The sequence below is a fragment of the Bradyrhizobium sp. AZCC 1719 genome (assembly GCF_036924525.1).
Taxonomy (GTDB): Bacteria; Pseudomonadota; Alphaproteobacteria; order Rhizobiales; family Xanthobacteraceae; genus Bradyrhizobium.
The window spans coordinates 5,875,239-5,898,747 of record NZ_JAZHRU010000001.1; the positions used below are offsets into that span (position 1 = coordinate 5,875,239).

At 63.9% G+C, this 23,509-nt stretch carries 22 protein-coding genes; 10 read left to right on the forward strand and 12 right to left on the reverse strand.

Annotated elements, in window-relative coordinates; translation table 11 throughout:
• Positions 1–57: 57 nt before the first annotated feature.
• The 3 genes from V1292_RS27825 to V1292_RS27835 form a co-directional block, all read right to left on the reverse strand.
• On the reverse strand, positions 58–1,053 hold the full coding sequence (locus tag V1292_RS27825) for a Bug family tripartite tricarboxylate transporter substrate binding protein (protein ID WP_334375790.1): 996 nt from the start codon (positions 1,051–1,053) through the stop codon (positions 58–60).
• 79 nt (positions 1,054–1,132) lie between these two features.
• Positions 1,133–2,350 carry a CaiB/BaiF CoA transferase family protein gene (locus tag V1292_RS27830; protein ID WP_334375791.1) on the reverse strand — a complete coding sequence of 406 codons (1,218 nt, stop codon included), beginning with the start codon at positions 2,348–2,350 and terminating at the stop codon, positions 1,133–1,135.
• The gene (locus tag V1292_RS27835) at positions 2,347–3,303 is read right to left on the reverse strand and encodes a hydroxymethylglutaryl-CoA lyase (RefSeq protein WP_334375792.1); all 957 of its coding nucleotides are present in this window, start codon (positions 3,301–3,303) and stop codon (positions 2,347–2,349) included. Before V1292_RS27835 ends, V1292_RS27830 begins: the two co-directional genes overlap by 4 nt.
• Positions 3,304–3,426: 123 nt before the next feature.
• On the opposite strand from V1292_RS27835, the gene V1292_RS27840 reads away from it, so the two are divergent.
• Positions 3,427–4,383 (forward strand): LysR family transcriptional regulator, encoded by a 957-nt coding sequence (locus V1292_RS27840; RefSeq protein ID WP_334375793.1) that lies wholly within the window; start codon positions 3,427–3,429, stop codon positions 4,381–4,383.
• A 34-nt stretch (positions 4,384–4,417) separates the two neighbouring features.
• Here the strand turns inward: V1292_RS27840 and V1292_RS27845 are convergent, their stop codons facing one another.
• The 6 genes from V1292_RS27845 to ndk form a co-directional block, all read right to left on the reverse strand.
• Entirely contained in the window at positions 4,418–4,834 is a 417-nt protein-coding gene (locus V1292_RS27845; RefSeq protein ID WP_334375794.1) for a GFA family protein, read from the reverse strand.
• A gap of 40 nt (positions 4,835–4,874) precedes the next feature.
• A complete protein-coding gene (locus tag V1292_RS27850; protein ID WP_334375795.1) occupies positions 4,875–5,339 on the reverse strand; it encodes an SRPBCC family protein in 465 nt (154 codons plus the stop codon).
• 2 nt (positions 5,340–5,341) lie between these two features.
• On the reverse strand, positions 5,342–5,656 hold the full coding sequence (locus tag V1292_RS27855; protein WP_334375796.1) for an ArsR/SmtB family transcription factor: 315 nt from the start codon (positions 5,654–5,656) through the stop codon (positions 5,342–5,344).
• Positions 5,657–5,774: 118 nt separating this feature from the next.
• A complete protein-coding gene (locus tag V1292_RS27860) occupies positions 5,775–8,123 on the reverse strand; it encodes a xanthine dehydrogenase family protein molybdopterin-binding subunit (RefSeq protein ID WP_334375797.1) in 2,349 nt (782 codons plus the stop codon).
• A 270-nt stretch (positions 8,124–8,393) separates the two neighbouring features.
• Positions 8,394–9,230 (reverse strand): TerC family protein, encoded by an 837-nt coding sequence (locus tag V1292_RS27865; RefSeq protein ID WP_334375798.1) that lies wholly within the window; start codon positions 9,228–9,230, stop codon positions 8,394–8,396.
• 63 nt (positions 9,231–9,293) lie between these two features.
• Positions 9,294–9,716 carry a nucleoside-diphosphate kinase gene (ndk, locus tag V1292_RS27870; RefSeq protein WP_334375799.1) on the reverse strand — a complete coding sequence of 141 codons (423 nt, stop codon included), beginning with the start codon at positions 9,714–9,716 and terminating at the stop codon, positions 9,294–9,296.
• Positions 9,717–10,043: 327 nt separating this feature from the next.
• Here ndk and V1292_RS27875 point away from each other — a divergent pair, with 327 nt between their 5' ends.
• From V1292_RS27875 to V1292_RS27885, 3 genes are all read left to right on the forward strand, one after another.
• Positions 10,044–10,319 carry a sulfur globule protein precursor gene (locus V1292_RS27875; protein ID WP_334368489.1) on the forward strand — a complete coding sequence of 92 codons (276 nt, stop codon included), beginning with the start codon at positions 10,044–10,046 and terminating at the stop codon, positions 10,317–10,319.
• Between the two features lie 219 nt (positions 10,320–10,538).
• Positions 10,539–10,712 carry a hypothetical protein gene (locus tag V1292_RS27880; protein ID WP_334375800.1) on the forward strand — a complete coding sequence of 58 codons (174 nt, stop codon included), beginning with the start codon at positions 10,539–10,541 and terminating at the stop codon, positions 10,710–10,712.
• Positions 10,713–10,781: 69 nt separating this feature from the next.
• Positions 10,782–12,644 carry an ABC-F family ATP-binding cassette domain-containing protein gene (locus V1292_RS27885; RefSeq protein ID WP_334375801.1) on the forward strand — a complete coding sequence of 621 codons (1,863 nt, stop codon included), beginning with the start codon at positions 10,782–10,784 and terminating at the stop codon, positions 12,642–12,644.
• A 222-nt stretch (positions 12,645–12,866) separates the two neighbouring features.
• On the opposite strand, the gene V1292_RS27890 is transcribed toward V1292_RS27885, so the two are convergent.
• The 3 genes from V1292_RS27890 to V1292_RS27900 form a co-directional block, all read right to left on the reverse strand.
• Positions 12,867–13,403, reverse strand: coding sequence for a hypothetical protein (locus V1292_RS27890; protein WP_334375802.1), 537 nt, complete (start codon positions 13,401–13,403; stop codon positions 12,867–12,869).
• 123 nt (positions 13,404–13,526) lie between these two features.
• Positions 13,527–13,979: a DNA polymerase III subunit chi gene (locus V1292_RS27895; protein ID WP_334375803.1), complete on the reverse strand. Its 453-nt coding sequence runs from the start codon at positions 13,977–13,979 to the stop codon at positions 13,527–13,529.
• Between the two features lie 14 nt (positions 13,980–13,993).
• On the reverse strand, positions 13,994–15,496 hold the full coding sequence (locus V1292_RS27900) for a leucyl aminopeptidase (protein WP_334375804.1): 1,503 nt from the start codon (positions 15,494–15,496) through the stop codon (positions 13,994–13,996).
• A gap of 349 nt (positions 15,497–15,845) precedes the next feature.
• Between V1292_RS27900 and lptF the strand changes: the two genes are divergently transcribed.
• The 6 genes from lptF to rsmA all read left to right on the forward strand — a co-directional run bounded on the left by lptF (position 15,846) and on the right by rsmA (position 23,480).
• On the forward strand, positions 15,846–17,015 hold the full coding sequence (gene lptF / locus V1292_RS27905; RefSeq protein ID WP_334375805.1) for an LPS export ABC transporter permease LptF: 1,170 nt from the start codon (positions 15,846–15,848) through the stop codon (positions 17,013–17,015).
• Positions 17,012–18,109: an LPS export ABC transporter permease LptG gene (lptG, locus tag V1292_RS27910; protein WP_334375806.1), complete on the forward strand. Its 1,098-nt coding sequence runs from the start codon at positions 17,012–17,014 to the stop codon at positions 18,107–18,109. Before lptF ends, lptG begins: the two co-directional genes overlap by 4 nt.
• Before the next feature lie 98 nt (positions 18,110–18,207).
• A complete protein-coding gene (locus V1292_RS27915; RefSeq protein WP_334377187.1) occupies positions 18,208–20,604 on the forward strand; it encodes an LPS-assembly protein LptD in 2,397 nt (798 codons plus the stop codon).
• Between the two features lie 72 nt (positions 20,605–20,676).
• A complete protein-coding gene (locus tag V1292_RS27920) occupies positions 20,677–21,618 on the forward strand; it encodes a SurA N-terminal domain-containing protein (protein ID WP_334377188.1) in 942 nt (313 codons plus the stop codon).
• 3 nt (positions 21,619–21,621) lie between these two features.
• Positions 21,622–22,626 carry a 4-hydroxythreonine-4-phosphate dehydrogenase PdxA gene (pdxA, locus tag V1292_RS27925; RefSeq protein ID WP_334375807.1) on the forward strand — a complete coding sequence of 335 codons (1,005 nt, stop codon included), beginning with the start codon at positions 21,622–21,624 and terminating at the stop codon, positions 22,624–22,626.
• Positions 22,623–23,480, forward strand: a complete 858-nt coding sequence (gene rsmA, locus V1292_RS27930) for a 16S rRNA (adenine(1518)-N(6)/adenine(1519)-N(6))-dimethyltransferase RsmA (RefSeq protein WP_334375808.1) — start codon at positions 22,623–22,625, stop codon at positions 23,478–23,480. The genes pdxA and rsmA overlap by 4 nt, the downstream gene beginning before the upstream one ends.
• The last annotated feature ends 29 nt before the right edge of the window (positions 23,481–23,509 follow it).

Consider the following 23,509-nt stretch of genomic DNA (forward strand, 5'->3'; position numbering starts at 1 on the left):
GACGCGGAAGCCATCGCCGTTCTCCTCATAGCTCCGCACGTTGCGGCACTCCTGAGCTCACTCGGCGGTGATGCCGAGCGCGCGGACGAGCTCACCTCGCGCTTGATAGTCGACCCCGATCTGGCGCTTGAAATCATCGGGCGTGCCGCCGACGGCGACCATGCCCTGCTTGTCCAGCCATGCGCGCATCGTGTCAGTGGCAAGCACCGCATTCACTTCCTTGTTCAAGGCCGCGATGACAGGCGCCGGGGTCTTCTTCGGCAGCATGAAGCCGATATAGCTGATGATCTTGAACCCCTCGAAGGTTTCGCTGATGGCGGGAACGTTGGGCAGCAACGGGAAGCGCTTCTCCGACGTGACGCCGAGCAGCTTGATCTTGCCGGCCGCAGCCAGCGGCTCCACCGCCGTGGGTGCGCCGAACAGCAGCGGGATCTGCCCACCCAGGAGATCATTCACAGACGCCGCCGTTCCCTTGTAGGGAATGTGGGTCATGGTGAAGCCGCCGTATTTCTGCAGCATCTCGCCGGCGAGGCGGTGCGGCGTCGAGCTGCCGGAGCTGCCGAAACTCAGATTCTGTGTTTTCTGCTTGCCCAAAGCGACCAACTCGGCCACCGAATTCGCCGGCACATTGTTGGCCGCGGCAAGCAGGAGCGGCGACCACGCGACGTTGACGACCGGCTCCATCGCGGTAGAAAGATCGAAATGGTTGCTGGTGGCGAGGTGCGGATCGATGGTGACCATCGCATCCGTCACCATCAGGATCGTGTATCCGTCAGGCTCGGCGCGCGCCGCCGCCTGCGCCGCGATCATGCCGTTGGCGCCCGTCTTGTTCTCGATGACGACGGATGTTTTGAGGTTCTCGCCGAGTTGCTTGCCGATGGTCCGGGCCAGCGCGTCGGCCTGTCCGCCCGCGGAATAGCCAACCAGCATGGTGATCGCCCGCGACGGGTATGGCTGCGCCGTGGCGTTCGAAGCCATCGCAAGCAGCGCCACCGCGACGACCGCCATGCCGAGAATGCGTGCCTTCGCTCGAAACAGTCTGTCGGAAATCATGTTCGCCTCCTCCCTGACTATTGGCGTTATGAAGGCGGTCGAACCGCTCTTTTCATTGTTCGCTTCGTGTTGTTCGCTTCTATGCAGGCACGCTTACAACCGCGCCCAGCACGCCGGCCGAGCGCAGATCGGCAATCTCGTCCGCCGAATATCCGGCCGCCTGCAAGATTTCGTCAGCATGTTCGCCGACGCGCGGCGGCTGGCGCTCGAGGCCCGGCCGTTCGCGCACATCGCCGAACTCGACTGGCAGCGCCGGAATTCCGACCAGCGGTCCGCCGCCGAAAGCCGATACGGCGGTCGCAAGCAGGCCGCCATTGGCAAGCAGGTGCGGATCGGTCGACAATTCGTCGGGCCGCCCCACGCGCGAATAGGCGACCCGCGCCGCCTCGCATTTTTCAAGGATTTCGTGCAGCGGCAGTTTCGTGATCCGCCGCTCCAGTTCGGGGAGCATCCACTCGCGCGCCTCGCAACGATTGGCGTTGCCGACGAGCCTCGGATCATCGCGCCAGTCATCGAAGCCGAACGCGTCGCAGAAGCGTTGCCAGTGTCCGTCCGACGTGCAGCCGATGAAGACCTGGCCGCCGTCGGAAGCGGTGAAAACGTCATAGACGCCCCAGGCGTTTTTCCGCGCCGGCATCGGCGGCATCGGCCCGCCGGTGACCGCGCTGCCGACGACGACCGCGCCGAGCATGAAGGTTGCGCTTTCAAACAGCGAACTCGCGACCTTCTGCCCCACGCCGGTGACGTCGCGCTCGCGCAGCGCGGCCAGCGCGGCTACCACGCCGAACACGCCGCCGAGAATGTCGATGACCGGCGCGCCCGCGCGCAGCGGCCGCCCCGGCGGGCCGGTCATATAGGCCAGCCCGGACTGCATCTGCACAACTTCATCGAGCGCGCCGCGGCTCTCGTACGGCCCCTTCAGAAATCCTTTCATCGAGAGGTACACAAGACGTGGGTTGATCCGGCGCAGATCCTCCCAACTGCACTTCAGCCGCTCGATCGTTCCCGGGCCAAAATTTTCCAGCACAACATCAGCGTCCTTCACCAGCCGATGCACGACCGCCTGTCCCTCGGGCCGCTTCAGGTCGATCGCGATCGAACGCTTGTTGCGGTTGTAGGTCGCGAAAAAGCCCGCGGCGAAACCCGGCAACCGCCGCGTCGGATCGCCGTCGGCCGGCTCGATCTTCACGACGTCGGCGCCGAGATCGGCAAACAGGACACCCGCGCAAGGCCCCATGATGGTGTGACCGAAGTCGAGCACCTTCAGCCCCGCAAGCGGTCTGGACGAAGTCGTCATGCAGCCGGTCTCCTGAATGCGGCAAGCGTCCCCGATCGCAGCGCCGCGCTCGGCAGCCGATGTCCGACGATCCGCTCGGCAAGCCGCCCGGCCTCGATCAGCGCCTCGATATTCAAGCCGGTGGAGATGCCCATCTCCTCGCACAACAACGCGAGCTCTTCGGTGGCGATGTTGCCCGGCGCACCGGGTTGGCCGGCAAACGGACAGCCGCCGAGCCCTGCCACCGCCGCATCGAAAGCCGTGACCCCGAGCCGCAGCCCCTCATAGGCGCAGGCGATGCCCTGCCCGCGCGTGTCGTGAAGGTGAAGCGCGATCCGCAAGCCGTCCCAGCGGTCACGAACGGCGCCGACGGCGGCCGCGACCCGCTTCGGCGTGGCCCAGCCCATGGAATCCGCCAACGCAACGTCGCGCACCTCGATGTCCGCTTCGCGCGCGATGGCGAGCGCGTCCGCAACTGTCGCGACGACCTCTGCCGGCGAAACGTCGCCTGCAAAGTTGCAGCCGAACGCGGCCATGACGATGATTTTCGCAATCGGCACGCCGGCTTCCCGATGCACACGCACGTACTTGCGCATGGCTTCGACCTGTCCGGCACGGTCGCGGTTGAGATTCCTGATCGCGAACGGCTCGGATGCGCTCAGCGAGATGAACCCGGCAAGGGTGAGCTTGTGCTTGAACGCAAGCGCGCGCTGCAGCCCATTCTCGTTGAACCACAGGGCCGAGTATTCGACGCCTTCCCGCGGGGTGAACCCTTCAATAACGGCCTCGGCGTCGGCCCAACCCGGGACGTGCTTGGGATTGACGAAGGAGGCGATCTGGATCCGGCGAAGCCCGCATGCGGAGAGCGCGTCGATCAGCGCGATCTTGTCGGCGGTCGCGATCGGGCCCGGCTCGATCTGAAAGCCTTCGCGGGGCCCCTCCTCGCTGATGACGACGCTATCAGGCAGGTCCATGCGCCGACGCTCCTCCGGGTCGTCCTTGTTGATTGCGGGCGAGCTTGCCGTGCGCGACGGTATCTGACAAATATAATATGAAGATGATTACGTTCTAATAATTCGATGGCAAGGAGCGGCTCGATGGCGCTTGGATTGCGGCAGCTTCGCTATTTCATCGCCATCGCCGACGCCGGCGTGCTGTCGCGGGCTGCGGAGGCGCTCAACGTCGCCCAGTCGGCGCTGAGCCATCACGTCGCCGCGCTCGAAACAGACCTGGGCGTCAAGCTGCTGGAGCGCAGGCCGCGCGGGATCGCGCTGACCGCGGCTGGCCGGCGGCTTTACGAGCACGCCAGCGCCGTGCTGTCGGCGCTCGGCAAGGCAGAAGAGAATGTGAGAACTTTCAATGAGGCCGCGACCGGTCCGGTTTGCCTCGGCCTCAGCCATACCGCGATCTCCATGGTCGCGCTCGACGTCATGAAGGCGGTGCGAAAAAATTCCCCAGGCGTACACCTGACGGTCGTCGAGGCGCTGTCGCCGGCGCTGATCGAACGCGTCTTCTCAGGGACAGTCGATCTCGCACTCACCTATAATCCGCCCCGGGATGCCCGCCTGGACGTCGAGTGGCTGCAGGACGAAGACCTTTATCTCGTCGGACATCCGAGCCTGATCGGCAAATCTTCCAGTCCGATCGCCTTCTCCGCCATTCCGCAACGAAGCGTGGTTGGACTGACGCCGATGCCGGCTTCGCGGGCCATCATCCAAACCCAGGTTCTGCGCAATCAGATCACGCCGAGCGAAACGCTCGAAGTCGATTCGCTGTCGGCATTGCGAATGGCGCTCGAGGCTGGATTAGGATGCGCGATCCTCTCCCGCGCAACCGTTCTCGCCGATTTGGCGGCGGAGAAATATCACGCACGCCGCATCATCGATCCGCCGCTGACGCGTTCGCTGGCCCTCGTCGCGCTTGCCGACCGGCCGCAGACCAAGGCCTTTCTCGAGGTACGCAAGACAATGGTCGAGGTGGTCCGCTCAGCGGTCAGCGCGGGGCGATGGCCAGCGAAGGGAAACGGCCGACGGAGCAAGCGCGCCGCGATCTAGGTTCAGGCATTTCGTTCGCCTCTCCCCCGCGAAATTATCCGGGCGGCATTCGCTCGAACTTCTGCAACGAAGGATCCATCCTGTCCCACGCATGGCCGCGGACGCCGTACGTGATTAGTTGCGGATTGAATTGGCTTGGGTCGTCCAGGCTGGCCGCGTGGACCGCTATCGGTTCCGGATTGGCGACGAATGTCAGGTAGACCGGCGTCCCACAGGTCGGGCAGAAGGCGTGGACCTTTTCATTCCCATTGTCGCCCGCCACCCGCCATTCGTTCGCTTCGCCGGTAATTGTCACCTCGGCTCGCCGGGGGAAGACCAGGTAGGATCCATGGCCCGTGCCGCTTCGTTTCTGGCAATCGCGGCATTGGCAGTGGCTCTCGACGAGCGGTTCGCTGCTCGTCTCAAAACGGATCGCGCCGCACGCACACCCGCCGATAAAGGCCTTGGTCATGGTCATTCTCCCGCTTCTGATTGATTGACACGGCGAAGGATCAGGCCGATTTCGGCTTGGCGAAAACGTCGAGGCCGTGGCCGGTTTCCAGCAAGGATTTCAGGCTGGCGAGCACGACCGGCCAACCTTTCTTGATCCCGTTCGCCATCCCGCTGCCGGCTGCGAGTTCGTCATGGGTGACCGTCAGCCGGACCATGTCCTCGTATTCCTCGGTCTCGAACGTCACCCGGCTATAGGCGGAAGGATCGGAGGCCTGCGACGCATTCGCCCAGGTGATGACGAGACGGGTCGGCGGCGAGACTTCGATGACCTTGCCGACGAGTTCGACGCTCCGCTGATCATTGGCGCGGACGTGCTCCCATTTCGACCCGGGATTCCAGTCAGAGACGTTCTCGTGGCCCCAGTAGCGCCTTGCGATGTCGGGCTTCGTGATGGCCTCGAACACCTTTTCCGGCGTCGAGCGAATATAGGTCACGTAGACAAAGCTGGTCGTCTCTTTGGTCATTGCTATTCTCCTTCGAGTTCTTTCTTCAGATCGTGCAGCAGGCTGAGCCGCTGTCGTTCGAATTTTCGAACCCACCGTTCGTAGACCTCATGAAGCGGCACAGGGTTGATGAAATGCAGCTTTTCCCGGCCGCGCCTGACCGTGCTCACCAGATTGGCCGCCTCCAGGATTTCGAGGTGTTGCGTGGCGGATTGCCGGGCCATCTCCAGGTTTTCGCAAAGCTGACCGAGCGTCTGCCCGTTCTTTTCACAGAGAAGATCAAGCAGCTTTCTGCGTGTCGGGTCGCCCAGCGCTTTGAAAACCTTGTCGGCCTGCATCGATCTCACTCTATGAGGAACATAATATGCAGGTAAACACCTGCATGTCAACCAACAGCCAAGCCCGTCCAGCAAAGTCATTCGTCACCTTGCTGTGATTAGGGGCGGACGATCAGCACTATTGATCGGCGGACGTCGTGTCCGTGCGCTGACGCGATCGCGCTTGTGCCGCCTGGATCGCGTGCCAGATGCGCGAAGGCGTTGCGGGCATGTCGAGATGACGCACGCCGAGCGGCGCGAGCGCGTTCATCACGGCGTTCATGATGGTGGCAGGTGCCGCGATGGCGCCGGCCTGACCGCTTCCCTTGACGCCGAGCCGGTTGGCACGGCTTGGAAAATCAGGCGTGAGATCGCCCTCGAACGCGGGAAGATCGCCTGCGCGCGGCAGCGCATAATCCATCAGCGAGCCCGACAGAATCTGTCCTGTCTCCGCATCGAACAGCGCGTGCTCGAACAGCGCCTGCCCAATGCCTTGCACCACGCCGCCATGCACCTGCCCCAGCGTCTGGCGGGGATCGAGCAGGCGGCCATAATCATCAAAGATGACGTAGCGGTCGAGCCTCACCTCGCCGGTCTCGGGGTCGATCTCGACCTCGGCGACATGGCAGCCGTTGGGAAAAGTGTAGCGGTCGCACAGATGAGTCGCCCTTTGTGGCAGGCCGGGCGCGACATCGTCGCCGGCTAGCTGATAGGAAGCGCGCGCCACCTCATCGAGGCTGATCTCCTGCCCGGTCGCAGCCACGCGCAACTGGCCTGCTTCATACTGAACCGCATCCACGCCGGCCTGCAGCAGGCGCGCGGCAAGCCGCCGCGCATTCTCGATCAGGCCTTCCGCCGCCATCAACAGCGCGGTGCCGCCCTGATGCATCGAGCGCGCCCCGCCATGGCCGCCGCCGGAATCGAGATCGTCCGTATCGCCCTGCCGAAACCGGAAGCGCTCCAGCGGCAAGCCGAGCGCGTCGGCCGCGATCTGCGCATAGGTGGTCTCATGGCCCTGGCCACTGGAATGCGTGCCGACCTTCAGGTCGATCAGGCCATCCTCACCGAACTGCACTTCCGCCACTTCATTGGGCCCTCCGCGCGCGGTCTCGAGAAAGCAGGCAAGCCCGAGGCCGCGCAGCCGGCTCAGCTTGCGTGAAATTCTCTGGCGCGCCTTGAAGCCTTCCGCGGCAGTGGCGGCGTGATCGATGGCGTGGGCAAAGCTGCCCTGCTCGACCGAAAGTCCCATCGCGCTGCTGTAAGGGAAGCGACGCATGATGTTCTTGCGCCGCAGCTTCAGCGCATCCATCCCGAGCTGGTGGGCCGCGATATCGATGCAGCGCTCGATCAGATAATTTGCCTCGGGCTTGCCGGCGCCGCGATAGGCATCGACTGGCGTCGTATTAGTGAACACGCCCTTGGTCTCGAATGCGATCAGCGGGATGTCGTAGACGCCGCCCATCGCGCTTGCCATCGCCATGGTCGGCACGGCCGGCGCCACCGTCGAGACATAGGCGCCGAGATTGGCGAACACCTTGGTGTCGAGCGCCAGGAAGCGGCCATCGCGATCGAGCGCCAGGCGGGCCCGGACGATGCTGTCGCGGCCATGCGCGGAGCCGGTAAAATCCTCGCTGCGATCGCCGATCCACGTGACGGGACGGCCGAGGCGGCGCGCCGCCCACAGCACCAGCACCCATTCCGGATAGAGCACGTTCTTCATCCCGAAGCCGCCGCCGACATCGGGAATGCTGACGCGAAGTTTTTCTCTGCCGATGCGAAAGACACGGTCGGCGAGCAGGTCGCGAATGGCGTGCGCGCCGGCGGCCGAGGCGGTCAGGTGCAGCCGGCCGCTCGCGGCATCGAACTGCCCTATCGCGCCGCGTGTCTCCAGCGGCGCGGCGACGACGCGGTTGTTGACCAGCTCGCATTCCACGACGTGGGCGGCGGCGCGGATTGCCGCTTCCACCGGGCCGATCTCGCCGCGGTTGAACTGGAACGCGATGTTGCCCGTAGCCTCCGGCCAGATCGACGGGGCCCCCGGCAGAATCGCCGCTGTGATCGCGACGACCGGCGGCAGCGGCTCATAGTCGACGATGACGGCCTCGGCGGCATCGCGCGCGGCTTCGGCGGTTTCCGCAACCACGAACGCGACCGGCTCGCCGACATGGCGCACCACGCCGCGCGCCAGCGCGTGATAGGGCGGCACCACGAGCGGCGTGGTCATCGGGATGCTGGTCACCGCGCACGGCAATGGGCCGATATCGTCGGATGCCAATTCGGCTCCCGTGAGCACGGCCGCGACGCCAGGCGTCCTGCGCGCCGCCTCGACGCCGATCGCGGTGATGCGCGCATGCGCATGCGGCGAGCGAACGACGACGCCATGAAGCACGTCGGGCGCCACGAGATCAGCGACGTAGCGCCCGCGTCCCTGCACGAAGCGCGCGTCTTCAAGGCGGTCGAGGCTGCGCCCCAATAACGGTTCGGTCATGTGAAGCTGTATGGAATTAGGCAGCGACAAAGGCAATCGGAAGCCCTCGTCATCCCGCCCGGCATCGGTCCAAATTAAAAATCGTCAATGAAATCAAGGCAATCTGTCAGGACCATTGCGTGAAAACGCCGCGCGCTCCGGCGCGACCGCAATGACGACCGCCTGCTTACGGGCTACCGGGTGCACCGTGCACCCGGCAGCCTTCTGTTCTCATCTGATACAATGACCGTGCCGATCTCGCGAGCCATGCCGCGAGACCGCCAGTCTTGCCTACGCCGTCGCCGAGTGCTCCGCGCCCTGCAGCCTGCGCTTGCGCCAGACCGATCCTGCCAGCAGCACCACGGCGATGCCGATGAGTCCAAGGATCACCTCGCCGCCATGGCCGCCATTGGCGAACTGCGGCGCCATGCCGATCGATTTGAGGACCCCATCGAGGCCGACGCCGACCGGGCCGTTGAAGAATGCGTGCAGAGACGGTTGCAGCGCCGGGTCTGTCGCCATCACCTCGCCCGCGACCCAGCCCAGCAAGCCTGCACCGGCCCATACCAGCGCGGGAAGACGCGTCAGCAACGCCATGATCAGCGCAGCACCCGCGACGATCAGGGGAACGCTGATGGCAAGGCCGATGACGAGCAGCGGAATGCTGCCGTTGGCGGCCGCGGCGACCGCGATGACGTTGTCGAGACTCATGACGATGTCGGCGATAGCCACGATCTGCACCGCTGCCCAAAGATGCGCAGCCGCGTCGACGTCGCCCTCGTCCTCGTGTTCAGGCACCAGAAGCTTTGCCGCGATGAAGAGCAGCGCCAGGCCGCCGACCAGCTTGAGGAATGGCAGCCCCATCAGCGTCACGACGATGCCGGTGAAGATGATGCGCAGCAGCACGGCAACGCCGGCGCCAAGAATCATGCCCCAGAACTTCTGGCGCGGCGGCAAGCTGCGGCAGGCCATCGCGATGACAAGCGCGTTGTCACCCGACAGCAGGATGTTGATCCACATGATCTTGCCCAGCGCGACCCAGAAGGCCGGTGTCTGCATCTCGGCGTGGAATTGGGTGAAGAACGCAGAAATCGTCGCAGGATCGAAGATTTGCAAGAACCAGTTCACAGCGTTTCCCCCCAGGCCTCTTCAGCCGTTGCGCGCGGCTACCACGGCCGCTCTTTCAATCGATTAGCCGACGATTTCGTTACCGGAAAAGAACTGCGCGATTTCGATCGCGGCGGTCTCCGACGCGTCCGAACCATGCACCGAGTTCTCGCCGATCGACTTCGCATGGACCTTGCGGATCGTACCTTCCGCCGCCTTCGACGGATCGGTGGCCCCCATGACGTCGCGGTATTTGGCGATAGCGCCCTCGCCTTCCAGCACCTGCACGACGACCGGGCCGGAGGTCATGAAGTCGACCAGTTCGCCGAAGAATGGACGCGCCTTGTGAACGGCATAGAAGGTTTCCGCCTGTTCGCGGGTCATGCGAATGCGCTTCTGGGCGACGATCCGCAAGCCGGCCTTCTCGATCAACGCGTTGACAGCGCCGGTCAGATTACGCGCGGTCGCGTCCGGCTTGATGATCGAGAAAGTGCGTTCAATCGCCATTGTTTACCGTCCTTCAAAGCACGCTGATTGGAGAGTTGCGGGGGCTTATATCGGCGCCACCTCGCGACGGCAAGCGACCCGGTGACGCGCCTGCCCACCATTTTGGCCGCCTTTTCGTGCGGCACGTCACCCCGCAGGGGCAAAGATTACCGCAATTTCAGGGAGGTGAACCCACTCTGTAACCTGCGTCACGCCGCCATTCAGCTTCGCAGCCGTAAACTTTCCGACGATCGGACACCGGGTGCGCATCCGCGAGGCCCGGGGCGTCACGGGAGGCGATCTCACCGATGGCGCGCATTTTCGCGCCTGAACCTTGAGGAGACGATCATGTTACGCAAACTCTCGCTCGTTGCAGTGGCCGCAGCTTCGCTGGGCGCGGCTGCGCTGGCGCCGACATCGGCCTCGGCCCACGGCTGGCGTCACGGCTGGCACCATCATCACCACCATCACGGCTGGCATCATCGCCATCACGGCTGGGGCTGGGGCCCGCGCGTCGTCATCGGCGGCCCGGCCTATTTCGGTGGCTATGGCGGCTGTTACGTGCGGCGTCTGGTTCCGACCCCCTGGGGCCCGCGCTGGCGGCTGGTGAACCGCTGCTACTGAGCTGATTTGAGCTTCTCCCTGACTGACGCCCCGGCCGCCGCGCCGGGGCTTTTTTGTGCGGAAGCGAACAGCCAGTGGTGATTCGACCAAACCACTTGCACGCGAACGCATGGGGCTCTGCACGGGAAACAAATTTCGCGGTTGTGACTTGATCTATCATCATTGTTATCACTCAAGCCTTGCGAACGCCGCGAGGTGGAACTCGCGAAGAGACCGCCGATGGATGGCCGAATCATTAGAGATTTCGAACAACTCGATCACAAGACGTGCGTATCGATCTGCGACGCCATCGGCGAACGGCTTCAGCAAAACTTGCGCCCCCAAACTGAACTCCCACCGCGTCTACGAGAACTCGTCGACGAGCTGCGCCGCCGCGACAACGAGTTGCATTGAGGGCCGATGGGTAGCTGATCTTACCGATAAATGAGTTGCGTTTGGCACCGGCTCCGGTGACAACGCCGCATGCTTTCCATCACAGATATTTCGATCCGGATTGCCGGGCGCCTCCTGATCGACGACAGCTCGGTGCAGATCGTGCCGGGTGCTCGCGTCGGTTTTGTCGGACGCAACGGCGTCGGCAAATCGACGCTGTTTCATGCGATCCGGGGCGACCTGCCGACCGAGTCCGGCAGCATTACGCTACCGCCGCGCTGGCGCGTCGGCAGCCTGGCGCAGGAGGCGCCGGACGGCCCGGAGAGTCTCATCAATGTCGTACTGAAGGCCGATCTGGAGCGCGATGCGCTGCTCCGTGAGGCCGAAACTGCCACCGATCCGCACCGCATCGCCGAAATCCAGACCCGGCTGGTCGACATCGACGCGCACTCCGCGCCAGCGCGCGCCGCGGCAATCCTGAGCGGCCTCGGATTTTCCGCCGCGGATCAGGCGCGGCCATGCTCGGAATTCTCCGGGGGCTGGCGCATGCGGGTGGCGCTGGCGGCGACGCTGTTCTCGGCGCCGGATTTGCTGCTGCTGGACGAACCGACCAACTATCTCGACCTCGAAGGCACGCTGTGGCTGGAAGACCATCTTGCGAACTATCCACGCACCGTCATCGTCATCAGCCACGACCGTGACCTGCTCGACACTTCGGTCGACCAGATCCTGCACCTCGATCGCGGCAAGCTGACGCTCTACAAGGGGACCTACTCCTCCTTCGAGGAACAGCGCGCCATGCGCGAAATGCTGGACGCCAAGCACGCCAAGCGCCAGGCCGACGAGCGCAAGCGGCTGCAGGCCTTCGTCGATCGCTTCAAGGCAAAAGCCTCGAAAGCCCGACAGGCACAATCCCGCGTCAAGATGCTGGAACGGATGAAGCCGGTTACTGCGCTGGTGACCCAGGATGTGCATGAAATCACCTTCCCGACGCCGGAGAAGATGCTGTCGCCGCCGATCATCGCCGTCGACGACGTCTCGGTCGGCTACGACGTGAAAAAGCCGGTGCTCAACCGCGTCACGCTGCGCGTCGACACCGACGACCGCATCGCCCTGCTCGGCTCCAACGGCAACGGCAAATCGACGCTGGTCAAGCTGTTGGCCAACAAGCTGCAACCTTTCTCGGGCCGGATCACACGGGCGGAAAAGCTCTCGGTCGGCTATTTCGCGCAGCATCAGGTCGACGAGCTCAACCTCGATGCCTCGCCCTACGATCATGTCCGCAGGCTGATGCCCGATGCGCCGGAAACCAAGGTGCGCGGGCGCACCGGCGCGATCGGATTTTCCGGAAAGGCCGGCGATACCCTGGTCAAGAGCCTTTCGGGCGGCGAGAAGGCGCGGCTGCTGCTCGGGCTCGCCACCTTCTTCGGCCCGAACATGATCATCCTCGACGAGCCGACCAACCACCTCGACATCGACAGCCGCGCGGCGCTGGCCGAAGCGATCAACGATTTCCCCGGCGCCGTCATCATGGTCTCGCACGACCGCTATTTGATCGAAGCCTGCGCCGATCAATTGTGGGTTGTCGCCAACAAGACGGTAACGACCTACGACGGCGACCTCGACGATTACAGGCGAATGGTATTGTCGATCGGGGATAAGCGCGAGCGCGGCAGCGAGCGTGTCAGGGAAAGCGTGAAGCCCGAGCGCGCCAGGAGCGAAAGGCGAACGCCGCTGAAGCAGCGGATCGTCGAAGCCGAGGCCGAAATCGAGCGCATCAGCGGCATCATCGCCAAGATCGACACTGCGCTTGCCTTGCCGGATCTGTTCACGCGCGATCCCAAGCAGGCCGCCCAGCTCAGCAAGGCGCGCGCCGGCGCCGAAAGCGCGCTGCGCCGCGCCGAGGAAGACTGGCTGGAAGCCAGTTCGCAATTTGACGAAGCGACGGGCTAGCTAAACCATGATGGAATTAGATTTGATTGCGACCGCGACGAAGGTGCGCTCCCTCTCCCGCTTGCGGGGGAGGGTTGGGGTGGGGGTGTCTCCGCGGGCGATACTACCCGAGTGGAGAGAGCCCCCACCCGGCGCTTTGCGCCGACCTCCCCCGCAAGCGGGAGAGGTAAAGGGCGTCTGCGGCTAAACTCATCTAACCAAAAAACATCGTCGTCGGCGAATTTACGCCGCCGGCTTCTTCTTCGGCTTGGCGCCCCTTGCCGGCGCCGCCGGCTCCGGTGCACGCTCGATCGACGTCAGGCGTCCGGCGGTGAAGGTGTAGATGCCGGCCCGCTGGCCGCGCGAATAGCTGACGACCGCCACGCGATCGCCGCGCGGGTTGTTGGAAAGGCCGACATTGTCGGGCGCACCGATGCCGCGCACGACGTCGCATTCGGTATGGCCCAGCGCCACCGTTCCCGTCGTCGATGGAGGCGGGCCGCCTGCAGCGCCATTCGCCAGCGCATTGGCGTCGGTGCCCGGCGCTGCCATTCCGGGACAAGCGCCGTCGGCACTGACGAGTTCATCCGGCGTCACCGCTTTGGTCGGGGTGAGCGGAGGCGTTTCGATCGAGACGTTGCGGATGAACACGCGTCCGGAGCGCGAAAACCAGTCCGCATCCTTCGACAGCAGGTCTGCTCCGCCCGAGCAGCCCGCAAGCGCGGGTCCGAGCAGCAACAACGTCAGCAGTGGCTTTCGATCGATTGTTCCGCGTCGCACGCTAAACCCCAGGCCCCCACCCTTACTGTAACCATTTGTCCGACCATCACTTTGCGGCACGACCATGGCTGCCCGCAAGGTCCGGCGCAGAAACCGCTGATTATCATTAATTCCTGTGGATCGCTATTGCCGCCGCTGCCACCGGCCCCGCTCGTCGGCCTGCCAGTAGGTCACCTCGAATCCCCGCGCCTTGCAATCGGCCCAGGCCCCGCGTGCAGCCGTTAGCGCATCGGCATCGTCGCCGTTGAAGACCAGCACCACCCGCTCGTAGCTGTCGCAGTCGGCCGGCAACGCCGCGTTGTCGATCAGGAACCTGACATTGGCCCCGTTCGGATTGTTCTCCTCGATCGAGAGAATGATGGGCTGGTCGTGGGCATCGCCGGCGCGCCATGTGGCGTGCGGCAGGAACGAATCGTCGCTGTAGGTCCACAAATGCGCATCGAGCGCCTCGGTGCGCTCCGGCGAAGTCGATTGCACGACCACGCGCCAGCCTCGCTCGAGCGATTTTTCCAACAGCGGCGGCAATACGCTTTCGAGCGACATGGCCTGCAAATGGTAGAACAGGACTTCCGTCATCGCCTGCAACCGAACTATTTCGTGGCTTCGTAATATTCCGCGACCAGCCGGTCCAGCAGGCGAACGCCGTAGCCGGATCCCCAACTGTGGTTGATGTCGGTTTTCGGCGCGCCCATCGCGGTTCCCGCGACGTCGAGATGCGCCCACGGCGTGTTGTCGACGAATCGTTGCAGGAACTGTGCGGCGGTGATCGAGCCGCCGTGGCGCCCGCCGGTATTCTTCATGTCGGCAAACTGCGAATCGATCAGCTTGTCGTATTCAGGACCAAGCGGCATGCGCCAGACGCGCTCACCGGTTTCATTTCCGATCTTGCTCAGCCGTTCCGCCAGTTCGTCATTGTTGGAGAACATGCCGGAATACTCGGTTCCGAGCGCGACCATGATCGCGCCGGTGAGCGTTGCGAGATCGACCATGAATTTGGGTTTGAATTTCTTCGCCACGTGCCAGAGCACGTCGGCCAATACGAGCCGGCCTTCGGCATCAGTGTTGATGATTTCGATGGTCTGCCCTGACATCGAGGTGACGATATCGCCGGGGCGCTGGGCGTTGCCGTCGGGCATGTTCTCGACCAGGCCGATGGCGCCGACCGCGTTGACCTTCGCTTTGCGTGCCGCCAGCGCATGCATCAGCCCGACCACGCAGGCCGCGCCTCCCATGTCGCCCTTCATGTCCTCCATGCTGGCGGCGCCCTTGATGGAGATGCCGCCGGTATCGAAGCAGACGCCCTTGCCGACGAAAGCAACGGGCTGATCGCCCTTCTTGCCGCCGTTCCAGCGCATGATCACGGTGCGGCCGGGCTGGGTCGAGCCCTGTGCGACGCCGAGCAAGGCGCCCATGCCGAGCTTCTTCATCGCCTTGACGTCGAGCACCTCGACATCGACGCCGAGCTTCTTGAGCTGGCTCGCACGGCGCGCGAATTCCACGGGGTAGAGTACGTTCGGCGGTTCGTTGACGAGTTCGCGCGCAATGATCACGCCGTCGACGACATGGGACGCGGTCGCGAGCGCCTTTCGCGCGGCGGCGACATCGTCAACGGCAATCGAAATGTCGGCGCGAAGCGCGCCGTTCTCGCCGTCCTTCTTCTTGGTCTTGTAGCGGTCGAACTTATACGCGCGCAGCCGGATGCCCGACGCGATCGCGGCGGCCGAATCGGGCTGCATCGCCCCCTCAGGCAGTTCGGCGATCACGGTGACCGCTGTGCTGGCGGTGTTGAGCCTGCCCGCCGTCACCCCGCCGAACTTGAGGAAATCCTTCTCCTTGATATCGGCCGGCTTGCCGACACCAACGACGATCAGGCGCTCTGCCTTGATTCCATCCGGCGCCGGGATGTCGAGCGTCGATCCGCTCTTGCCCTTGAACTGATTGACCGCCGCCGCCCGCTTGACCGTATCGGCAGACTTCCCCAGCGCCTTCCGCGTCGCCTCGCCGAACTTCAATGCCTCGTCGCAAAACACCACGAGAACGGCGCGGGGGGCAGCGGAAAAAGCGACAAAGCCGACCTTGACGGCGTCGGTCATAGGTAAATCCTCCAGAATTCAGGGCTGTCTTGCGCGGCCAGAATCGGTCCGCATTATGGAATGTTCTCTTCGGTAACGGCCCAAATCGCTCGGGACCTGATGTTTTCGGCACTATGGCCTGTCTGCCGCGCCACTGCCAAGCGCCGCAGTGGCTGGAACGCCACATGAGGCGAATTATTAACCGTGTCGAGGGGACGCCACGGCCCGGCCATTTTGTTGACGGATCAAAGGGATGGTAGTGAGAATGTAGACGGCTGACGATTGGCGGCCCGACCAATGGGGAACCCTCAAACAGGGATTGGTCGGAAGCCGCCCTTTGGGCGTGCAAGGGTGGGATCGTGCGGTAACGATGGGGTCGATCGACAGGTACATTTTCCGCACGACGCTCGCGTCGTTTGCACTGGTCCTGGTCAGCCTCACCGGCGTGATCTGGATTACGCAGGCGTTGCGCGGCATCGACCTGATGACCAGCCAGGGCCAGACCATCATCACCTTTCTCGGCATCACCAGCCTGGTGATTCCGGCGCTGGTTTTGATCATCGCCCCGATCGCGTTGATGATCGCGATCTCCCACACGCTGAACAAGCTCGCCACCGATTCTGAAATCATCGTGATGAACGCCGCCGGCTTCTCGCCTTTCCGGCTGTTCCGCCCATTTTTCTATGCCACCTGCGTGGTGGCGCTGATGGTTGCCTTCATCGGCTCCTATCTCGCGCCCGACGGCATGCGCCGGATCAAGCAATGGGATGCCGAAATCACGGCCGACGTGCTGACCAATATCCTGCAGCCCGGCCGCTTCGCCCAGCTCGACCAGAACCTGACGATTCGGATTCGCGAGCGCCAGCCGGGCGGCGTGCTCGCCGGCATTTTCGTCGACGACCGCCGCGATCCCAAGGAGCGTGTCACCATCATCGCCAACCACGGCACGGTACTGAAGAACGAGAACGGCTCCTATCTGGTGCTCGAAGACGGCAATCTCGAACGTTTCGAGACGGGAAAGCGCGATCCGGCCTTTGTGGCGTTCGTTCGTTACGCTTTCGACATGTCGAAATTCTCCAATCGCGGCCGCGACGTCGCACTGGGGATTCGCGAACGCTATCTTTGGGAGCTGATCTCGCCATCGGGGGACGATCCGGTTTTCAAGCAGCTTTCCGGGCAGTTTCACGCCGAGCTGCATGACCGCTTCCTGGCGCCGGTCTATCCCTTCGCCTTCGCAGTGCTGACGTTTGCCTTCCTCGGCACGCCGCGCACCACGCGCCAGAGCCGCAATTTTTCGATCGGCGGGTCGATCCTGGCGGTGTTTGGCCTGCGCATGGCGGGATTCGCCTGCTCGGTAATGACGGTGAAGACGCCAAGCATGGCTCTCGTGCAGTATTCGATGCTGTTCGGCGCGATCGGCGTCGGGCTGTGGATGATCATCGGCGGCATCGTGGTGGAGCCGCCGGCCGCGCTGATGGAGGCCATCAACAGGTCGAACGCACGCCTCGCTCGGCTCTTTGGACGGCCCGCCACCGCATGAGCATGATGACCAACACGCTCGGGCGATACTTTGCCGGCCGCTTCCTGATCTCGGCTGTGGGCGTGTTTGCGAGCATTTTCGTGCTGCTCGTGCTGGTCGATTACATCGAAATGGTCCGCAAGACCTCCGGGCTGGTATCCGCATCGGCGATCACGGTGGCGCAGACGTCGCTGTATCGGGTGCCGCAACTGCTCGAAAAGCTGATGCCGTTCTGCGTCTTGATCGGCGCGATGACCTGCTATCTCGCGCTATCGCGGCGGCTTGAGCTGGTGGTGGCACGCGCGGCCGGCGTATCCGCCTGGCAGTTCATTTCACCGGCACTGGCAAGCTCGATCATCCTCGGCACCCTGGCAACGGTTGCCTACAACCCGATGTCGGCGAACCTGCGCGAACTGTCCAAGCGGATGGAGGCCGAACTGTTCGGCTCGGCGCCCGGCGGCGGCATTCAGGATGCATCCGGCTTCTGGCTCAACCAGATCAACAGCGACGGCCAGTCGATCATCAATGCGGCGCGCAGCGAGCAGCAGGGTGTCCGGCTGACGGGGCTGACCGTGTTCCGGTTCGATACCGATCTCCAGTTCAAGGAGCGAATCGAGGCGCGCGAAGCCTCACTCGAAGAGGGCCGCTGGGCCTTCAAATCGGTACGTCGATACTCCCTGGATAAACCTCCGGTTGATCAGGAGACCTATTACCTCTCAACCACCCTGACCCCGGCCCAGGTTCGCAACAGTTTCTCGACCCCCGAAACCGTGTCTTTTTGGCAACTGCCCGGCTATATCCGCTCTTCCGAAAGCTCCGGCTTCGCGACCGCAGGCTACCGTCTGCAGTACCATAAGCTCATCGCACAGCCATTTTTGCTGGCTGCAATGGTGATGTTGGCGGCTTCCGTCAGCCTTCGCTTCTTCCGGATGGGCGGCGTGCAAAAGATGGTTTTAAGTGGCGTGGGCGCAGGGTTTCTGCTCTACGTTCTATCGAAAGTTACTGAGGATTTGAGCAAGGCTGAGTTGATGCATCCCATCGCTGCGGCGTGGTTGCCTGTCTGTGTGGGCGGCCTCACCGGCTTCTTAGCCTTGCTGTACCAGGAGGACGGGTAGTGGCCGTTGTCGCCGCCCGCCAGTTGAGGTCGCCTGCGTTCAGGCGGCGCACCACCGTGCGCCGCTATCGAGCCCGCTTGGCCGCCGTTGGCGTACCTATGTTTGCCTTGCTCGCCGGACTGGTTTTCGGCGGCATGATCGAGCTTGCCCTGACGGCTCCCGCCGCGGCGCAAAGCTTCACCTACAATCCGCGCCCGCCCAAGCCGCCGCCACGGCCCACCAACAACGACGGCAAGATGCTCGTGCAAGCCGTCGAGGTGGACTACGACTATAACAACCAGCGCGTGTCGGCGGTCGGCAACGTGCAGATGTTCTACAACGGCACCAGCGTGGAGGCCGACAAGGTCATTTACGACCAGAAGACCAAGCGGCTGCATGCAGAGGGCAACATCCGCCTGACCGATGCGGAAGGCAAAGTCACCTACGCCAACATCATGGATCTGAGCGACGACTACCGTGACGGTTTCGTCGATTCGCTGCGCGTCGATACGGCTGACGATACGCGCATGGCGGCGACGCGCGCCGACCGTTCCGCCGGCAATTACACCGTGTTCGAAAATGGCGTCTATACCGCCTGCGCGCCATGCAAGGACAATCCGAAGAAGCCGCCACTGTGGCAGGTCAAGGGTGCGCGCATCATCCACGACCAGACCGACAAGATGCTGTACTTCGAGAACGCGCAGCTCGAATTCTTCGGCGTGCCGATGGCGTATCTGCCGTATTTTTCGACGCCCGATCCGACCGTCAAGCGCAAGACGGGCTTTCTGATGCCCGCCTACAGCAACAACTCGACCTATGGCTACGCCGTCGAGACCCCGTTCTACTGGGCGATCGCGCCGGACTATGACGCGACGTTCAGTCCGCGCTTCACGACGCGGCAAGGCGTGCTGTTCCAGGGCGAATTCCGCCAGCGCCTGATCAACGGCTCGTACCAGATCCGCGGCTACGGCATCAATCAGCTCGATCCCGGCGCGTTCGCCGGCCTGCCCGGCGATCGTGACTTCCGCGGCGGCGTCGACACCAAGGGCCAGTTCGCCATCAACGACAAATGGGTCTGGGGATGGGACGGCGTCCTGCTGTCGGACTACTACTTCTTCTCTGATTATCGGCTGGCCCAATACAAGGATCCGCTGGGCTCGTTCCTGAGCCTGCCGACGGAAGCGATTTCGCAGCTCTATCTGACCGGCGTTGGCAATCGCAGCTTCTTCGATGCGCGCACGATCCATTACCTCTCCTTCTCCGGGAACCAGGACAAGGTCCCGGTGATCCATCCGGTCGTCGACTATTCCAACGTGATCAACCACCCGATCCTCGGCGGTGAGGTCAGCTACAAGACGAACTTCACCAGCCTGTCGCGCACGACCGCGGCGTTCGACCCGATCACGACGCTGGCCAACACCAACGGCCTGTGCCTCAACGCATCGGCCGATCCGCTGGCCCGGATTCCCTCGCAGTGCCTGCTGCGCGGCATGCCCGGCACCTACACGCGGCTGACGGCCGAAGCGCAGTGGCGGCGCTCGTACACCGATCCGATCGGTCAGATCTGGACGCCGTTTGCGATCATGCGCGCCGACGCCATCGACGCCTCGATCTCGAACCAGCCGGGCGTTTCGAACTTCCTGCCCGTGGGCGACACGCAGGCGGTCCGCCTGATGCCGACGGTCGGCCTCGAATATCGCTACCCCTTCATCAACGTTCAGCCCTGGGGCACCACCACGATCGAGCCGATTGCGCAGATCATCGCTCGTCCGAACGAGACCTTCGCCGGCCGGCTGCCGAACGAAGACGCGCAGAGCATGGTGTTCGACGCCAGCAACCTGTTCGCGATCGACAAGTTCTCCGGCTACGACCGCGTCGAGGGCGGCGGCCGCGCCAATGTCGGCGTGCAGGCGACCACGCAGTTCGATCGCGGCGGCAGCGTCAATGTGCTGTTCGGCCAATCCTACCAGTTGTTCGGCCTGAACTCGTTCGCCGTGGCGGACCCGACCAACACGGCGCTGAATTCCGGCCTGCAGACCACCCGCTCCGACTACGTCGCCCGCGTCAATTATTCGCCGAACCGGACCTATACGTTCAGCGTGCGCTCGCGCATGGATGAAGCAACGGCGAACGTCAATCGCTTCGAAGCCGAAGGACGCGCCTCGTTCGACCGCTGGTCGGTCAGCATGATGTATGGCAACTATGCCGCCCAGCCGGAACTCGGGTACCTGACCCGGCGCGAAGGCTTGCTCGGCAGCGCATCCATCAAGGTGGCGTCGAACTGGGTCGTTTCGGGAGCCGCTCGCTGGGATCTTGAAGCCAACAAGCTGAACCAGTACATCATCGGCGCCGGCTATGTGGACGATTGCTTCGTGCTGGCCGCCAACTACGTCACGTCCTATACCTACTCCGCCGGGACGACGCCGCCGGTGCTCAATCACGCTTTCATGGTGCAGATCGGCCTACGGACCATTGCGAATACGTCCTCGTCGTCTGGCAGCAGCGGCATTCAGTAGCGTGAGGCCCGACCTTGCCGGAGAATACTCAGCACCGCGCGGTACGAATTGGTTGATACGACTGATATGACCATGCCGACCATTACGCTCCTTCCTCGCCGATTTTGGTCCCTGATCGCCGGCGGCGCCGTTGCGCTTGCCGTTCTGGCCGGCGGCGCTTCACCGCTGCAAGCGCAGTCCGTGGCAGTGATGGTGAACGGTGAGCCCATCACCACTCTCGATATAGAGCAGCGCACCAAGCTCAACTTCCTGACCACGCGGAAGCAGATGCCGCGCAAGGAGGTGATCGAGGAACTGATCGACGAAAAGGTGAAGATCAAGGAGGGCAAGCGGTTCGGCGTCGATCCCAGCGCAAGCGATATGGATCAGGCCTATGCGGGAATGAGCCAGCGGATGCGTATCTCGCCCGAACAGTTGACCAAGTCCCTGGAGAGCCAGGGGGTCCGGCCGGAAACGCTGAAGGCCCGCCTCAAGGCCGAGATGGTCTGGGGCAGCCTGGTGCGCGGCCGTTTCAAGGAGAGCCTCCAGGTCGGCGAGAAGGACGTTGCCGACGCCGCCCAGCAAAGCGGCGAAGCGACCCAGGCCGACGCGTTCGAATACAGGCTGCAGCCAATCGTGCTGATCGTGCCGCGCGGCTCGGCGCAAAGCGCGATCGACTTGCGGCGCAAGGAGGCAGAGTCCTTGCGCGAGCGCGTGCAGAGTTGCGAGCAGGCCAACTCCTACTTCAAGTCGATGCAGAATGCCGCGATCCGCGGCATCGTCACCAAGACTTCGGCCGACATACCCGGCCCGCTTCGCGAGCTCCTGGACAAGACGCCGGTCGGTCGCCTGACCCCGCCCGAAATCACCAAACAGGGCGTCGAGATGGTGGCGTTGTGCGACCGCAAGCCGACCAAGATCGATACGCCGAAGAAGCGGGAGATCCGGGAAAAGATGTACGCGCAGAAGTACGAGGCAAAGTCGAAGGCTTACCTGGCCGACATCCGCAAAGCTGCGATGATCGAATATCGTTGATGCATGGCAAAGCCCCTCGCGCTGACATCGGGCGAACCTGCGGGCATCGGCCCCGACATCGCCCTTGAAGCGTGGCGGCGGCGCGGTGAGCTGGACCTCCCGCCGTTCTACCTGCTCGGCGATCGCGCGTTCTTCGCCGAGCGGGCGAAAATCCTGGGATTGTCGATAGACCTCGCGGACGCCGTGCCTGAGGAAGCGAGCGCGGCATTTGCGACGGCCCTGCCCGTGGTCGCAACCGGCGACATCGCGACCGCGCCCCCCGGACTGCCAGACCAGACCAGTGCGAGCGCGGCGCTTGCCTCGATTCGTCATGCGGTCGACCACGTCAGGGCCGGACGCGCCGGCGCCGTCGTCACCAACCCGATCGCCAAGAGCGTGCTCTACCGCGCCGGATTCCGCCATCCCGGCCATACCGAGTATCTCGCCGAGCTTGCCGCCGATGGCGGCCGCGTGCCGCAGCCGGTGATGATGCTGTGGTCGCCGGCGCTCGCCGTCGTTCCCGTGACCATCCATCTTTCGCTGCGCGAGGCGCTGGCCCAGCTCTCAGCCGAGCTGATCGTCACGACAGCCCGGATTGCAGTTGCGGATCTGAAAGCCCATTTCGGCCTTGCCCAGCCACGCCTTGCGATATCGGGCCTCAATCCGCATGCCGGCGAAGACGGCTCGCTCGGCAGCGAAGACATCGACATCGTAGCACCCGCCGTCGAAATGCTGCGCAAGGAAGGCATCGATGCCCGGGGCCCGCTGCCGGCGGACACCATGTTCCACGCCGCGGCGCGCAAGACCTATGACTGCGCCATCTGCATGTATCACGACCAGGCGCTGATCCCGATCAAGACCATTGCGTTCGACGACGCCGTCAACGTCACGCTCGGATTGCCCTTCATCCGCACCTCGCCGGACCACGGCACCGCCTTCGACATTGCCGGCACCGGCAAAGCCAACCCGTCGAGTCTCGCCGCGGCGTTGCGGCTCGCCGCGCGCATGGCGGCGACGAAACCTTCATGAGCGCGATCGACGATCTGCCGCCGCTGCGCGAGGTCATCCGCGAACATTCCCTGTCGGCCCGCAAATCGCTCGGTCAGAATTTTCTGCTCGACCTCAACCTCACCGCGCGGATTGCACGCGCCGCTGGCCCGCTCGAAGGCGCCACCATCATCGAGGTCGGTCCCGGCCCCGGCGGCCTGACGCGCGCGCTGCTGGCGCTCGGCGCCAAACGCGTCATCGCGGTCGAGCGCGACGAGCGCGCGCTGGCGCCGCTCGATTACATCGCCAAGCGCTATCCTGGCCGGCTGGAGATCGTTCACGCCGACGCGCAGCGCTTCGATCCCCGCCCGATGCTGGGCGGCGAGCGGGCAAAAATCGTCGCCAACCTGCCCTACAATATCGCGACCGCGCTTCTGGTGGACTGGCTCTCGATCGAGCCATGGCCGCCCTGGTACGACATGATGGTGCTGATGTTTCAGCGCGAGGTCGCCGAGCGGATCGTCGCCAAGGAGAACGACGAGGCCTACGGCCGGCTCGCGGTGCTCGCCAACTGGCGCTCGGAGACCAAAATCCTGTTCGACATTTCCCCCGCCGCGTTCGTGCCGCAGCCGAAAGTGACCTCCTCGGTGGTGCGGCTGGCGCCGCGTGAGGCACCCGAGCCGTGTGACCGCCGCGCCCTCGAACAGGTGGCGGCCGCGGCCTTCGGCCAGCGCCGCAAAATGCTGCGGCAGAGCCTCAAATCGCTCTCGGTCGATCCCGCCCGGCTGGCCGAAGCCGCGCATATCGACCCGACCAGGCGCGCCGAAACCATTCCAATCTCCGGCTTTGTTGCCATGGCCCGCGAATTGACCGATATACGAAGCATAAAAACTTAAAATGCCCCGAAGAAACTGCTCGAGGAGAT